10 protein-coding genes and 1 pseudogene are annotated in these 15439 nt (G+C 41.6%); 4 read left to right on the top strand and 7 right to left on the bottom strand.

The features are described from left to right. Positions 1-48 precede the first annotated feature (48 nt). Positions 49-1278: an MFS transporter gene (locus tag CSC79_RS00365; RefSeq protein ID WP_099292813.1), complete on the bottom strand. Its 1230-nt coding sequence runs from the start codon at positions 1276-1278 to the stop codon at positions 49-51. Positions 1279-1453: 175 nt separating this feature from the next. Here CSC79_RS00365 and gtfA point away from each other — a divergent pair, with 175 nt between their 5' ends. Then, the gene (gtfA, locus tag CSC79_RS00360; RefSeq protein WP_099292811.1) at positions 1454-2926 is read left to right on the top strand and encodes a sucrose phosphorylase; all 1473 of its coding nucleotides are present in this window, start codon (positions 1454-1456) and stop codon (positions 2924-2926) included. Between the two features lie 373 nt (positions 2927-3299). Here gtfA and CSC79_RS00355 read toward each other — a convergent pair whose 3' ends face one another. Further along, positions 3300-4331, bottom strand: a complete 1032-nt coding sequence (locus tag CSC79_RS00355) for a LacI family DNA-binding transcriptional regulator (RefSeq protein WP_054452207.1) — start codon at positions 4329-4331, stop codon at positions 3300-3302. A 293-nt stretch (positions 4332-4624) separates the two neighbouring features. Between CSC79_RS00355 and CSC79_RS00350 the strand changes: the two genes are divergently transcribed. Continuing rightward, positions 4625-7399: a collagenase gene (locus CSC79_RS00350; RefSeq protein ID WP_099292809.1), complete on the top strand. Its 2775-nt coding sequence runs from the start codon at positions 4625-4627 to the stop codon at positions 7397-7399. Between the two features lie 74 nt (positions 7400-7473). Here CSC79_RS00350 and CSC79_RS20150 read toward each other — a convergent pair. Continuing rightward, positions 7474-7722, bottom strand: a pseudogene (locus CSC79_RS20150) (hypothetical protein); the annotation flags it as partial. A gap of 543 nt (positions 7723-8265) precedes the next feature. Between CSC79_RS20150 and CSC79_RS00335 the strand changes: the two are divergent. Both CSC79_RS00335 and CSC79_RS00330 read left to right on the top strand, forming a co-directional pair. Beyond that, complete coding sequence (locus tag CSC79_RS00335; protein ID WP_237113929.1) at positions 8266-8670, top strand: hypothetical protein; 405 nt, start codon at positions 8266-8268, stop codon at positions 8668-8670. Positions 8671-8842: 172 nt separating this feature from the next. Then, the gene (locus CSC79_RS00330; RefSeq protein ID WP_099292805.1) at positions 8843-10981 is read left to right on the top strand and encodes a TonB-dependent siderophore receptor; all 2139 of its coding nucleotides are present in this window, start codon (positions 8843-8845) and stop codon (positions 10979-10981) included. A gap of 57 nt (positions 10982-11038) precedes the next feature. On the opposite strand, the gene CSC79_RS00325 is transcribed toward CSC79_RS00330, so the two are convergent. The 4 genes from CSC79_RS00325 to CSC79_RS00310 are packed head-to-tail and all read right to left on the bottom strand — an operon-like array spanning position 11039 to position 15415. Next, positions 11039-12049 carry an ABC transporter ATP-binding protein gene (locus CSC79_RS00325; protein WP_099292803.1) on the bottom strand — a complete coding sequence of 337 codons (1011 nt, stop codon included), beginning with the start codon at positions 12047-12049 and terminating at the stop codon, positions 11039-11041. Between the two features lie 14 nt (positions 12050-12063). Continuing rightward, positions 12064-13563, bottom strand: a complete 1500-nt coding sequence (locus tag CSC79_RS00320; protein ID WP_099292801.1) for an iron ABC transporter permease — start codon at positions 13561-13563, stop codon at positions 12064-12066. Continuing rightward, positions 13563-14603: an extracellular solute-binding protein gene (locus CSC79_RS00315; RefSeq protein WP_099292799.1), complete on the bottom strand. Its 1041-nt coding sequence runs from the start codon at positions 14601-14603 to the stop codon at positions 13563-13565. Before CSC79_RS00315 ends, CSC79_RS00320 begins: the two co-directional genes overlap by 1 nt. Next, positions 14603-15415 carry a hypothetical protein gene (locus CSC79_RS00310; protein ID WP_099293546.1) on the bottom strand — a complete coding sequence of 271 codons (813 nt, stop codon included), beginning with the start codon at positions 15413-15415 and terminating at the stop codon, positions 14603-14605. The genes CSC79_RS00315 and CSC79_RS00310 overlap by 1 nt, the downstream gene beginning before the upstream one ends. Positions 15416-15439: the final 24 nt, after the last annotated feature.

The following is a 15439-nucleotide window of genomic DNA, read 5'->3' as shown; positions in this document are numbered from 1 at the left end:
TCTTTCATTGTTTTTAAACAACTTTTTATATTGTTTTTTTGCACCAAATTAATCGAGTTGTGCGTTAATCTGATGCAATGCCTGTGCTGAAGGGTCTTTAAAGTAGTTATATAACATGGCGACAAAGAGCAATATTGCAAAGCCTGTTGCTAGAATAAAGCCGTATTTTACATGTCCAAAGATGTCACTAATCATACCCATAAACAGAGGCGCTAAAGCCGCTGACAAGGCGGTAAAAAACAAAATAACACCTGCAACGGCACCATGTTGTTGCACCGCAAAGCATGAAATACCCTTAGAGTTAAGTGTTGGGTATACCATCGACATGAACAAGCCTGAAAGAGGCAACAGCAGGACTGCTGCATTGACGCCTCCTATCAATGTTCCGATATAACAACCAGCTATCCCTAAGCTTAGCCAAACCATGACACTTTGCCAGCTAAAGCGGTTAAGTAACCACACGGCGATAAAACGGCCAGCGGCACGCAGGATAAAAAAGATAGTCAGAGCATATGTTGCCATGAGTGTCCATGATCCTGTGTAATCTGCGAGTAAGGTCGGCATCCATACATAAATAGCCACTTCAGTTGCCACATACAGTGCGATAGCTAATGAAAAGCCCAGTGCATAAGGGTTTTTCACCATCTTCATGGTGGTTGCAAGTGAGGTTGGTTTTGCTGTGGTTTTTACCACGGGTGGGTAGTCAGCACGCCAAGCAAGTACAGCTAAAATTAAGCACATAATACCTGCAATGACATATAAATAAGTCCAACTTACTTGTTGGGTTAGTAAAAAGCTTACTAAAGCTGGGCCAACAATAGCGCCTATACCAAAGAACCCTTCTACCTTATTCATGGTTTTTGTATGCTCGTTATTACTTTGTGAAATATCGCCAAGTAGCGCCAGTGCACCGGTTTTAAATAAACCGATGGCTAAGCCTATTAAGCATAAAAGTAATACAAAAATAATGAAGCTGCTGCTAACGGCAAACAAAAAGCAGCTGATAGAAAATAGTAATAAGCCCAACATAATAGTTTGTTTGCGGCCAAAGCTATCAGCTAAAAACCCAAGGAAAAGCCCGCTTAGAGCGATTAAAGCCATGGGAGCATAATGAAATGCACTGGCTTGTGTCATCGTTAGGTTAAATTCTTTTATAAGCTCAGGGATGATCATGCCAACTGCATCTGAGGTCATAGCAAACATAAAGAACATCATATATGTGAGCCAACGTATGTGTTGCAATGAAGTATTGCTAACGAGAGTGTGCGTTTTATTCATCTTTATATCCTCGTTAGGTGATTAAGCATTTTTATAATTAACTCAGTACATTAATTATAAAATGATAGTTTAACCATCCCGTTTTTGTATCAAAGTTGTAAAAACTTCTTGTAAAAATTGGTTTCCTAGTTAAAGATATATCTTAATCGATTAAGATTCAACTTGGTATTTACACATGATGAAGAATAAAGTTCAACTGATCACCTATGCAGATCGCATCACAGGACAAGGCATCAATGCTTTATCCAATTTACTCAATGGCCCGCTAGAAAATGTGTTTGGTGGTGTACATCTACTGCCTTTTTATAATCCAATAGATGGCAGTGATGCGGGATTTGACCCGATAGACCATAGTGCTGTTGATGAGCGAATTGGCACATGGCAAGATATTCAAGCGTTAGGTGAACATTATGATTTAATGGCTGACTTAATTGTAAATCATGTTTCAGCACAGTCTTTTCAGTTTAAAGATGTATTAAAAAATGGTAAGAAATCAGATTACTGGGATCTATTCTTAACAAAAGAAGATGTGTTCCCTGGTGGTATGAGTGAACAAGAGCAAAAAGCAATCTACCGTCCACGTCCAGGGAGTTGTTTTACGCCTATTACCTGTGAAGATGGGGAAACGTATGAGTTTTGGACAACATTTACTGATAATCAAATAGATATCAATGTAAAGTCAACGCCAGGTATTGAGTATTTAGATAATGTTTTGACAAAGTTTTCGCAGAATAATGTCAATATCATCCGCTTAGATGCCGCAGGTTATGCGATAAAAGAAGCTGGAACTAACTGTTTTATGCTAGATCAAACTTTTGATTATTTAGATAAGTTATCAGCACAGGCTAATGATTTAGGCATGGAAACTATTGCTGAAATTCATAGCCACTACCAAACACAGGTTGAAGTCGCTAAACGCGTTAATATGGTATATGACTTTGCATTACCGCCGCTGATTTTGCATAGCTTATTTACTAATAATAGCGATGCATTAGTGCAATGGCTTAAAATTTCACCTCGAAACTGCCTAACCGTGCTTGATACACACGATGGCATTGGCATTATCGATGCCGGCCCTATGGGCGAGAAGCCGGGCCTTTTAAATGCGGCGCAAATAGATAACTTAGTCGAGACTATTCACGCAAATAGTAATAACCAAAGTCGCCAAGCGACTGGGGCTGCTGCGAGTAATGTCGATTTATATCAAGTTAATTGCACCTATTATAATGCCTTAGGCGCGAGTGATTTTGATTACTTAGTTGCAAGAGCAATCCAGTTTTTTGCCCCAGGTGTGCCCCAAGTTTATTATAGCGGACTGTTTGCTTGTGAAAATGATATGACATTATTGGCAAAATCAAACGTGGGTCGCGATATTAACCGCCCGTATTTAGATGCCGATATCATCTGTGAATCATTAGCAAAGCCAGTGGTTAAAGGGCTTCTTAAATTGATTGCTATTCGCAATACACATAACGCATTTAATGGCGAGTTTAGTGTTACAGGAAACACAAATAGTTGTTGCCTAAAATGGCGTAAAGATGACAATGCTATTGAATTCAAAATAAACTTTGAAACTCGTGAAGCACTCATCATTGAGCATACCCCATCAGAGCAAGTACTTACTTCGTTAAATGATTTATTAGCTTAATGAGAGCTCAGACAGTGCGTGTGGTTACCTTTGAAAATTAAACAGGTGTTAACCTTGAAAGGTTAAGGTATGTGACCTTTCAAGGTTGAATTTACAGCAGTCTGTTTGTTCTTTAGGCAAGGTAGCGCCTATGTAGTGTGGTTATTCGCCATAAATAGGCGATAACACAGCATTAATGTCAAACAGGCGCTGCTCAAAAGGTTTTGCCTAAGGCGATTTACTCTTTGTTGCCTACATGGAGGGTGGTAAAAAGCGTGCACAGAACGCGGAAGCTTTGCTTGGTTTTGATGTAGCCCACAAGGTTACGAACCTGACGCTGCGGTTAAATCGCCCCAAGTTTGAGCAAATTTTAATCCGCAAAAGTCAACAACCCCTAGCCACTTTGACCCAATTGCAGTTCGTGGTTAATGAGTGCTTTATTTTCTTCTTTGGTAATAAACAAATTAGCAGCTAATGCGCCTTTTTCTTCACTGTTTTGGTGGATTGTGGTTAGCTTAGGTACGAATCGCTGCGCTTCATCAATGCCATCAAACCCCACAATTCTTATATCGTCAGGAATTGTTAGGCCCATTTTAATCGCTTCTCGCATTGTCGCAAGGGCGATAAGATCGCTCATACACAGCATGACTGAAGGGCGAGGTAGGCAGCTCAGCGCCTCTTTAGCAGCAATACTTGCATAGCGCTCAGTACTTTCAGGAATATTCCAAATGCGATCTTCCCCAATGGTAATATCTTGTTCTGCTAGGGCTTTTTGATAGCCGCGTAATCGTTGGTGCGCGATTGATTGCCCCGCTTCAAATTCATGGTGTTCATATACGCGGCATAATACATTTTCATCGAGCAAACGCAGGCCTAAAATAGCGACTTGGTCATCTTTATGTTGCAGGGCATGTTTTGCAACTTCGTAGCTAGCTTGTTCATTATTTATATTTACAGAGGCATTGCGGCCTATGTCAAAGTCAACAGTCACCACATGTTTAGGCACAGTTTTTAGTTGTTCTACTAAGAGCTGGTTTCGTGGGCGGCCATAGCAAATAAAGCCATCAACAAAATCAACCACACTGTTTAAATTGTCACTATTGCCAGAAAACAACAAAAGATTATTGCCGCTTTTTTCTAGCACAGACGCGACCCCTCTCATAAAGCTACTCGCCACCGGATCTGACACCATATATTCAACGCTATCAGGAAGCACTAACGCAATAATATTAAATTTACCTCGGCGTAGAGACTGAGCGGCTTTGTTCGGACCAAAATATCCCAACTCTTTACATGCCGCTAAAATTGATTCTCTGCGATTTTTAGATAATTGATCCGGGCGGTTAAACGCATTTGACACTGTGGCATTTGAAACACCTAATTCTTTTGCAATACTTTTTAGTGTCCAATGGTTTTTTGTACTCATATAACCTACTCAAACGAGGATGTTGATTGAAAGAGTAAATTACCATACTTGGCTTTAAATCAAAGCACTAATTCTATGAAAAACGCCGGTTTAGGGTTCCTGTCTGTGTTTATTCAACCCCTTTGAAAAAAACAATCCAAAAGAACTGCCTTTTAATATTTTGTTAAAACCAATATATGAATATTCGTTAATGTTATATAAAATATATTGTATGCAATGATAATTAAATGTTACAAAACGTACCTCAATAACCCGTTCTGGATTGAGAACACACTAATAATTGAAGGTAGAGTATGAAAATTAATACACTGATTCTGGCGTTACCAATATGGGGCATGAGTACAATGGCATTGGCTGAGGAAGTAGGGGAGCGTACATTTAAGCCTAAGTCAGCAGCTGTTGAGCGTGTACATCATCATGGTGTTGAACAAAACCATAACGAAAAAGCACCAATTGCTAAAGTGCAGAGCCAACCGCAGCTTTTGAGCGCGCGTATGATGACAATGCAAGCCGCGGCTGTTACATGTGACTTGGATGCATTAGCAACGGCGAGTACATCAACCATTATTACTGAAGTTAAAAACCAAGGTTCACAATGCATTAATGAACTATTTAGTGCCTCAGCATCAATACAAAGTCAGGTGTTTACGTCTGATAAAATGTTCGCTGTTGCCAACCATGCAAAGTCGCTCTCACAGACTTATGCAGGTGGGGGGGATGTAGAGTTAGAAGCGCTGTTTTTATATTTGCGTACAGGCTTCTATGCTGAATTCTACAATGACAATGTTAGGTTTGCCACTTGGGTTACCCCTGCTGTTGTGGATGCCATTGATGCATTTGTTGCCAATAGTCACTTTTACGACGATAACGATGGTCACGGAAAGACACTTAATGAAGTTATCATTACTATGGACAGTTCAGAGCAACAACATCGTTATATTGGTGTTGTAAAACAGTGGTTGAGCCGTTTTAACGAAAGCTATGCGGCTAAATGGAATATTCGTGGCGCGGTGAATGGTATCTTTACGCTACTGTACCGGGGACAATGGAATGATGCATTTGTTTCAGCTGTTGGCACCAATACCGATTTAGTCACCCAACTTAATGCGTTTACTCAAAAACAGTGGATGATTGATTCGGATGCGCAGTACTTGCTTGTTAATGCAGCTAGTGAGCTTGCACGGTTAAAGCAGTATTCAAATACACCCATTCAAAATACTGTAGATTCTGGCTTAAATGCTATTTTTACTACGTATAACAGTTTTGGTTTCGGTGATGCTGTTTGGCTCGCTGCGGCAGACTCTGTAAGTTATTACGCTGATTGTAATGATTATGGTATTTGTGGATTTGTTGATAACTTAATAACTCAGGCATTGTCACAAAATTATAGCTGTAGCAACACTATCAAAATTCGTTCACAAAATATGACCGCAGCACAACATGCTGCCGCGTGTGATGCAATGGGCGCAGAGGAAGGCTTATTTCATACTAAGTTAGCAACAAATAACACCCCCGTTGCAGATGATAATAATAGTTTTTTACAAGTTAATATTTTCGATAGTAGTGATGATTACAGTAAATATGCGGGGGTGATTTTTGGTATCAATACCAATAACGGCGGCATGTATTTAGAAGGCGATCCATCCGTAGCTGGCAACCAAGCAAACTTTATTGCGTATGAAGCTAGCTATGCAAAAGCCGATCACTATGTATGGAACTTAGAGCACGAGTATGTGCATTATCTCGATGGTCGCTTTGATCTCTATGGTAATTTTAATTCTCCCACAGAAGATATAGTTTGGTGGTCTGAAGGGGTTGCAGAGTATGTGGCTAATTTAAATGATAACGATGCCGCAAAAGCAACCATCAGTGATGGCTCTCGTTATACACTCGCGCAGGTATTTGCCACTAATTATGATGGCTTTGATCAAGACCGAATTTATCGCTGGGGCTATTTAGCCGTTCGCTTTATGTTTGAGCGCCATAATGATGAAATCAACACTATGCTCGCACATACCCGTGTTGGTGATTGGAGCGCATATAAAGCCAAAACAGTGCAATGGGCTAACAGCTACGAAAATGAATTTGTGCAGTGGTGTGACGATTTAGTTGCGGGTACAACGACAAATCCACCGCCAGTTGCACAAATTAACGGGCCTTACTTAGGCACTCAAAATAGTGAAGTAAGTTTTACCAGTAATGGCAGCAGTGATAGTAATGGCACAATCACAGATTACCTATGGGACTTCGGTGATGGCAGCAGCGCTAACCAAGCAAATCCTACCCATGTCTATACCAGTTCGGGTGAGTACAACGTAAGCTTAACAGTCACCGATAATCAAGGTGCAAGTCAAACAACAACAACAACTGCGACTATTGAGCAAGATAGCAGTGTTGGAGAGGGTGTTTTACAAAATAACCAAACTATTAGTGTCAGTGGTGCACAAGATGAGCTGCAATATTTCACTTTTGCAGTGCCACAAGGCGCAACTGACTTAGCCTTTGTTATCTCAGGTGGTACGGGTGATGCTGATTTATATGTCAGTTACGAAGCAACACCGACAGAAGCAATATTTGATTGTCGTCCTTACGTTGGTGGGAATGAAGAGCAGTGCACTATTAACCCAGTGCAAGTCGGTACCTACAACGTCATGCTTAGAGGTTACAACACATTTGAAAGTGTTCAATTAACGGCCTCTTACACTGAAGTAACCTCAAATGTGCCTGATGTGTGCGCAACGCAAGGTAGCCGAAGCAATGGCCGCTTAAATGATGGCGAGGTGATTTGCTTAGGCAACAGCGATCCAATGTGGTTTAGTATTGCTGATGTGCAAAACCAAAGTGGTATTGCAATTACAACGGCCAATGGCTCTGGCGATATCAGCTTAAGCTACGCTGCAAGTGGCTGGCCAAATGGTAGCAATGAAATTGATGTGTCGACCAATAGCGGTAACAGTGAATGTATATATATCACCAATCAAAGCGAATACTGGGGTTACTTAAAAGTATCAGGCAATAGCACGGGTGCAAGCCTAGTCGTTGACTTTAACAGCGGTGGTTGCCGTTAAAGTGAAACCAATTATTTAATAAAAATCCACAAAAAGCCCATGTAAATGGGCTTTTTTGTAGATTTTTTAAATAGTTAAAATGCCTTTGATAGCTGTCGTTTTATTGCTTTTGCACCTTGCTGCGGTATGGCTTTAAGCTCATTCGCAATATAAAGCAAGCAAGGCAAAAGAATCAAAGGCGTTAGCGTGGCAAATAGCACAGCAAAACTTAATGAAACAGCCATTGGGATCACAAACTGTGCTTGTAAACTGCTTTCAAACATCAAGGGTAATAAACCAATGAATGTAGTGAGTGATGTTATTAAAATTGCTTTAAAGCGAGCGGCAGGAACGGTGTCTACTCATTACGGATTCTTTTACTTGTTTGCAGGTTTTGGATTAATCATAGGCAGTGCTTTAGCTGGTTATGCCTTAGATTTAGAGCAACAAGTACCGGGCTTAATTTGGTATTTATTTGCTTCAATAGGAGGAGTCAGCGCACTTGCACATCTATATTTAAGCTCGCCAAATAAAGAAGAAAAGCTAGGGCGTGTTGACCTTTCGTGATTAATTTTGCAGCAGTCTGTTTGGTATTTAGGCAAGGCAGCGCCTATGCAGTGTGGTGTTCCCCATAAATAGGCGATAACGCAGTATAAATGCCAAACATGCGCTGCTCAAAGGGTTCTTCCTAGGGGCGATTGACTCTTTGTTACCTACATGGATGTAGGTAAGGGGCGCTAGCAGGACGCGGTAGCTTTGCTCGGTTTTTACTTAGCCCGCTAGGTTACAAACCTCGCGCTGCGATTAAATCGCCCCTAGATTGAACAAATTTCAATCCACAAAGGTCAACACGCCCTAAACACATTCAACATTTAAAAGGATAATTTATGCAACAGTTAAATACACAGCAACAACAGGCTCTGATGTCTGATTACTTGCAAAAAGGCTGGAAACAAGAAGTGATGGAGTTTTCATCCGTTCACCTTGAACCTGGTTATATCAAAGGCTTAATAGATGTTAAATATTTTCAAATGCCAGGAGATGGCGAGTTTCATTTTAGTGCGCAAAGTGCAATGATTTGGATTTCGCAGCTAGGGATAATATATGGCTGTTGGGATAATCAATTAGAGACCAAAGCAGGTGAAGTGTATTTGAGAGATATTGATCTTAAGTTTAAACGTACGATTAATAAAACAGAGCAAGTGAGTTTTGAAGGTTTTTTCCCTAAACACTGCAAAAAAGAAATTATCAGAGGATTTAGTGTATTACAAAGATGCAAAAATAATTGTTGAATCTGGCGCGTTTATTGGCAGTGCAAGCTTTATGGTGCCTTTAAAATGATGTGTAAGTATATTAATTTTAAACAGCGAAAGAACTAATCTATAAATAAGCTATTTACAATATGGGTACAGTAAGTGTTATGATATAACAAACCTCAAGCGCTATATTGTTAAAGGAACTACAATGCACTTTTCTCTTCGCTCATTTAAACTTTGCTCCCTCCACCTAGGGGTTGCACTGAGTTTATGCTCAACTCCAGCCTACGCAAAACAAGACGAATCACTCGAAATAATAGAAGTTACAGCAAAGCGTCAGGCTTATCGTGGCAACTTTGATGTACTGGAAACACCTGAAGCTATTTCTGAGATAAACCAGCAGTTAATCGAAAATACCGGTGTGACAGGCTTAACTCAAGCGTTGGACCTATCAGCATCAGTATCAAGACAAAATAGTCTTGGCGGCTTATGGGACAGCTTTGCTATACGCGGCTTTTTTGGTGATGAAAATGTACCAAGTGGCTATTTAGTTAATGGTTTTAACGCAGGGCGTGGCTTTTCAGGGCCCAGAGATTTATCAGGTATTGAACGGGTTGAAGTACTAAAAGGTCCAAAAGCGGCTCTTTATGGTCGAGGAGAACCTGGAGGGACAATTAATTTAGTTACTAAAAAACCAACGTTCGAGCAGCAAGGAAAAATAGCTCTAGAAGTTGGAAGCCGTGATAAACGCCGATTTGAGGCTGACTATAGTGGTGGTTTAACTGAGCAAGCAGCTGCGCGTGTTATCGGCTATTATGAAACGGGTGATAGCTTTCGCGATACCATTGAAATAAACAAAAAAGGTGTGATGGCGTCAGTTTTATTTGAGCAGAGCGATCGCTCCGTATGGCAATATGAATTAGAAGCTGCACGTCAAGAAATTCCTTTTGACAGGGGAATATTAGCCCTAGGTGGCGATTTTGATATGATGCCAATCGAGCGCTTTTTAGGCGAGCCCGACGATGGCGCTACAGTTACAGAAGTACTTGGACACCAATTGCAATGGCAATATGAGTTGTCTAATGATTGGTACTTAAATTCGGGTTTAAGCTATCGCTCAACACGTTTAACAGGCACATCGAGTGACGCAGAAGTATCTCCCGCGAGACAAAAGCTGTATTACAATGGTCGTACGCTAACACGCCAAAGACGTCAGCGTGATTATGATACCGATCAGTTTGTGATCCGTTCAGAAGTGTCTGGGCAATTTGATACCGGCTCAATTGCACACGAACTAATAGTGGGTGTTGACTACGATTTGTTTGATTATGACCGTGATTACCGCGTTTACCGTTCGCCAGCACTATCTACAAATCCAACGAATGAAATGTTACATGCAATTGATATTCATCAGCCGCTTTATGGACAACATCCATTACCTACGCCTATTCCGGCAATTGTAAGAGTGCAAGAACAAATTGCGACAGGGTTATATCTGCAAGATCAGATGCGTTTAACTGATAATTTACACCTTAGGCTTGGTGGACGAATTGACCGTTTAAAGCAAACACTTGATGATAAAATTACAAATTTTGATGCTGAACAATCTGAAACTCATTTTAGCCCTCAAGCTGGTGTGGTCTATGAGTTAAGTGATAGTTGGTCTTTATACTCAAGTTATGGCGAAGGTTATCGCCTCAACTTTGGCACAGATGCAAAAGGCCAAGGTTTTAAACCAAATGAAACTCAATCTGCAGAAATAGGCACTAAATTTAATCTGCTCGATAATAACCTAGGCGTTACGTTTGCTTATTTTGATAGCACACAAAAAAATATCATCGTCGCAGATGCCGCAAATCCAGGCTTTCACACTGCTATAGGCCAAGCCAGCAGCACAGGCTTTGAGTTTGATGTAACAGGGCAGTTACCGGGTAATGTTGATGTTTGGTTCTCTTACGCATACATTGATGCACAAGTAGATAAAGATGCAAAAGATACAGGCTTAGGTGTTGCTTTAAAACGAGGTGACGAGCTGCTTAATATTCCAAAAAATAGCGCAAGCTTACAAATCAGCAAGCAATTCTCAGTGCTTGACCGTGCATTAACTCTAGGCGCGGGTGCTAATTATGTTGATGAGCGCTTGGGGCAGCGGGGCTCTGATTTTTACTTGCCATCGTATACTGTGGCAAATATGTTTGCTAAATATGACATTAGCTCAGAGTTAGAGGTTAAGTTACAGGTTGATAACCTGTTTGACCGTAAATACTTCCCTAATGCATATACACAAATTTGGGTGCAGCCAGGCGAGCCTCGAACAGTTGATTTTACCGTTAGCTATCAGTTTTAAGTTTAGTTTTTTTGAAGCTAAAAAGCCCATGGAAATGGGCTTTTTTATTACACGGATTTAGCGCTTATACACTGCTAATGGATGAGAAGTGCTCAACGATACGTGTACGTTATCACCCGGTTTTACTATCAGTTCATGGCTGATACGGCTAGTAACAATGGTTTTACACGCAAGTTCTATGGCGCATAGTCGGCTCGTTCCCTCAAAGCGAACCCACACAATAGTCCCATTATTGCCAACGTCACTTTTTACTAATACCACATCATCAGGTCGTAATAAAACGTCTACATTGCCTTCTTCTGTATCAATAGCATGTGCTGGTACATTGCCTATTGCTGTGGTTGCTTGGTTGTTGGCAAAGTGCCCTGATATAAAGCTGGCCTCACCTAAAAAGCGCGCAACAAATCGTGTTTTAGGTAGACTAAAGCAACGTTCAGGCGTATCAATTTGCTGCACTTTACCTGCTTGTAAAATACCGACACGGTCACCAACGGATAAGGCTTCCTCTTGATCATGAGTTACCCAAATAGCCGGTACGCCTGCTTCTTTAAGCGCATTACGAATATCCCAGCGCAACATATCTTTCAGCGCTGCGTCAAGATTTGATAAGGGTTCATCCAATAATACAAAGTCAGGCTCGTGAGCAAGGGTTCGGGCAAGTGCTACGCGTTGCTTTTGGCCACCAGAAAGAGTCGCAGGCTTTTTGTCAACAAATGCCTCAAGGCCCAGCAATTTAATCCAATGATTGGCAATGGCTGTGTCTTTTAACCGAAAGCAGATGTTTTGTTTAACCGTTAAATGGGGAAACAAGGCAAAGTCTTGAAACACCATACCCACACTTCGCTTTTCTGGCGGAACAGTGTGTTTAGGCGTTGCATGCCACTTGCCCATTTTAATGTTGCCTTCACTAATTGGGATAAGCCCAGCGAGCGCTTGTAATATTGTACTTTTACCGCAGCCTGTTGGGCCAACAAGCATGAGGATTTCACTTTTTTCGAGGGACAAATTAAGGTCACTCACAACACGGTTACTGCCGTAATCTATAGACAACTGACTTACAGATAACATGATTATTTATATCCTCAATGATCGAGCTGCTGGCGTTTTTCGCCAGACATCATAATAGCTAAGCCACACGCAGAAATCACCACTAGTAATAATCCAGGTATAGCAGCGCGGCCAAAGTAGCCCGCTTCATAGACTCGCCATAAATAAGTTGAGAGGGTTTCAAACCCCGTAGGGCCAAGTAAAAGTGTGGCTTCTAATTCGCGCATTGACTCTAAAAAAACCAGAGCTGCACCCGCGACAATACCACGCATTGTCAAAGGTAATGTTATACGCGTAAAAGCTTCACGGGGGCTTGCGCCAAGCACTCTGGCAGAGTTAACTAAACTAGGGTCAAGGTGTTCAGTGCTAGTTCTTACCGAACCCACCGCCAGAGGTAAAAAACGCAGCATGTAGGCAATAATCAATAGCCCCAATGTTTGATACAAAAATGGCAACTGTAAGCCCCCATAAACCAGCGCGGTGCCCATCACGATACCCGGAATACCAAAACCAAAATAAGTCACACGTTCCATCACTTTGCCGGCTTTTCCTGATAGCGCGGCATGAGCAACCGGAATGGCAACAATAACTGCAACCACCGCAGCAATGGCAGAGGCGTAAGCAGAGTGCCACGCAATACTAAAATCAAAACTGTTAAAGCCATCGCGAGCGAGCCAAAGTGCAAAAATTGCTAAAGGCAGGCCTATTGCGAGCAAAAGGATGGGTGCAAAAGTGGCAAACATTGCGGCTAATTGCCATTTTTTTGGGAGTAAAATTAAGGGGCGACCATGGCGTTCACTGGCTGTTTTTATTTGTGATTCAATCAGTAATAAAAAGCCAACAATGACCATTAACTGCAAAGACAACATGGCAGCACGGCTTAGCTCAAACGCATTGTATTCAACATAAATTACGCGCGTAAATGTATCAAGTCGCATCATGGCTGGGGTGCCAAAATCAGAGAGTGTATATAAGGCAACGAGTAATGAACCGGCAGCGATACCGTTCACTACGCGGGGTAAAATGACCTTAAATACACTTTGCGTCATCGACATACCTAACGTACGAGCCGCATTAACCATGCTCGCATCAAGGCTGAGCAGGGCAGAACGCGTCGTCATCATCACAAAAGGAAACGTGTATAAGGTCATAACAATCGCAGCACCGCTCAAGCCATCCATAGCAGGGAGCTCAATACCGAGGAGGTTATGTATTTCTCCTCCTGTGCCAAATGCAGCATACAAGGTAAATGCGCCTATGTAACTTGGAATAGCTAACGGGGCGGCAAAAAAAACAAGCCAAAACTTTTTAAATGGCAGCACAACATAGGCACTTATAAAGGCCAGCGGTACGCCAATTAAAATTGAGCCAAGTACGGTTAGTAGCATTAAAGATAAGGTATTGCCAAGTATGGTTAAATGATGGCTATCAAAAAAAGAACTGGCATCAGAGGCCAGCGTAATTAAAATAAAAACAGGTGTTAGTGTGATAAGCGCTGCAAGCAGCGCCATCGGGTAGGAGGCTGGTAATCGCATTAAAGTACGCCGCTATTTCGCATCAAATCTATGGTGGGTCGTAAATCAGCTAGCTGAGTTAAATCAATTTTTGGTGGTGAAATAGTCGCTAAAGAAGGCAGTCCTTCTGGTTGCGCTACACCGTTAACCAAAGGTATTTCATAGGCCTCTTGAGCTAAGTAGCTTTGTACTTGAGTACTTAATAAGTAACGCATAAAGTTGGTTGCCAGTGGATCTTGGTTTAAAGCCAAAATACCTGAAGCATTAACTAAACAGCCTGCATCTTGCTCAGTAAAGGCTAAATCAAGCTTAGCATCAGGCTTCCCTGATTTTAATCGTAAGGTGTAATAATGATTGGCAAAGCCAATATCCACTTCACCACGCTCAACAGCCATGACAACACCTAGCTCACCCGCATAGGTTTTGGCGCGCTGTTTGGTTTTTTTAAGCCACTTAACGGTTTTATCATCCCCTTCAAGTAAGCGCATTGCAGTAACGAATGACTGAAATGAAGAATAAGCGGGTGCCCAGCCTATGCTTAAATCGCTGTCTGCAATATCCATAATACTTGTAGGAATTTGTTCTTTCGTTAGCCTTTCGGTGTTAAAAGGCAGAGTACGCACTCTTCCCGTTACGGGTGCCCAATCTTTGTAGCGAAATTGCGGTTGTAATTGCGCTGCCAAATCGCTGGGCATAGGCTGTGCGAGGCCTGCGTCTGAGACTAAACCAATTGCACCTGAGTCAACAGCCCAAAATAAATCGGCACGCCTAATGCCTGCTTTTGCTTCGGCAACAATGGTATTTGCTAACGCGGCAGTTGGGCCGCGACGTATTGCGAGTTTGAGATCAGGGTTTCTTTTTTCGATTGCTTTGAGCACATCTTCATATAATCCGCCTTCACCGCGGCCTAAATAAAGTGTAAGTGCTCCTCTAAGCTTGGGTAAATCCTCGACTGAAACCGGGTTTGCAACAGTGGTGGCAAAAGCTTGAGACAGTGGCAAGGGGAGTGCACCCATTGCCCCCATCGCAGCAAGGCCTTGTATAAAGGTTCTGCGCTTCACTAAAAAACATCCTTGCGTGTTTTTTCAGCTTTTTCTATTAGCGCTTTAGCGCGGTCAAGCTTAGTTTGCATATCGGTAATAACGTCACGTACTTGGTCCACTGTTTTATTATCTGAAATAGCTTTTGGTAATGTAACGTTAAAGTCTTTTTCAAGCACTTCAACAAGGTTTGCATCTTGTTCAATCAATGTGCCTTCAACACCTTCAAAAAGGTGTAAGTAGGTGTCGTGTACAATGGCAGTCGCTTCATCGCTTAAACGCTCCGCATATTTTGCAACAACACGGTCAAGTTTGTGTTTGATTTCATCAATTGTAGCGCTTTGTGTCATGTTTTCTGTTGCGGTAGTTTTTACGGCATCTAATAAGCCTTTTTGTTGAAACTTTGCCGCCAATTTAACAGCACCAAGTCCTTGCCATAAAGCTGCATTTAATGCGCTTTGTTGAGTGCGCACTTCGCTTGCAGGCTTGTTGTTATCAATTGCCATTTTGATGCCATACAGGCTTTGCCAAATTGATGCATATACAGGTACATAATTGGTTTCAATTGCACTGTGAAATTTAACTGATTCCCAATATTCAATTAAATCATCGCTGTTTACTGCTTTTGCACCTTTAGTTTCATAGTTGCTTACTAATGTGTCTACTTTAGCAATCATCCACTCAACTTCTTCTGAGTAATCTTTAATATTTGCTTGCAGGTGATTTACATGTTCACCGATTGGACCATTGGCAAAAGCGGGCTGTGTAACAAAGGTCGACACTAAAAGAAGGCTAACACCCAAGGTAGTTGCTGATTTAAATAATGCATTCATGAAAGAGATCCAAATGTAATTGTA

This window comes from Pseudoalteromonas sp. 3D05 (assembly GCF_002723455.1).
Lineage (GTDB): Bacteria > Pseudomonadota > Gammaproteobacteria > Enterobacterales > Alteromonadaceae > Pseudoalteromonas.
The sequence above is the reverse complement of the archived record's forward strand: the minus strand, read 5'-3'. Positions and strand labels throughout refer to the sequence as shown.

Excerpts from the sequence above, each read along its gene's own strand:
- CSC79_RS00365 (WP_099292813.1), bottom strand. The coding sequence starts at position 1,278 with ATGAATAAAACGCACACTCTCGTTAGCAATACTTCATTGCAACACATA.
- gtfA (WP_099292811.1), top strand. The coding sequence starts at position 1,454 with ATGATGAAGAATAAAGTTCAACTGATCACCTATGCAGATCGCATCACA.
- CSC79_RS00355 (WP_054452207.1), bottom strand. The coding sequence starts at position 4,331 with ATGAGTACAAAAAACCATTGGACACTAAAAAGTATTGCAAAAGAATTA.
- CSC79_RS00350 (WP_099292809.1), top strand. The coding sequence starts at position 4,625 with ATGAAAATTAATACACTGATTCTGGCGTTACCAATATGGGGCATGAGT.
- CSC79_RS00335 (WP_237113929.1), top strand. The coding sequence starts at position 8,266 with ATGCAACAGTTAAATACACAGCAACAACAGGCTCTGATGTCTGATTAC.
- CSC79_RS00330 (WP_099292805.1), top strand. The coding sequence starts at position 8,843 with ATGCACTTTTCTCTTCGCTCATTTAAACTTTGCTCCCTCCACCTAGGG.
- CSC79_RS00325 (WP_099292803.1), bottom strand. The coding sequence starts at position 12,049 with ATGTTATCTGTAAGTCAGTTGTCTATAGATTACGGCAGTAACCGTGTT.
- CSC79_RS00320 (WP_099292801.1), bottom strand. The coding sequence starts at position 13,563 with ATGCGATTACCAGCCTCCTACCCGATGGCGCTGCTTGCAGCGCTTATC.
- CSC79_RS00310 (WP_099293546.1), bottom strand. The coding sequence starts at position 15,415 with ATGAATGCATTATTTAAATCAGCAACTACCTTGGGTGTTAGCCTTCTT.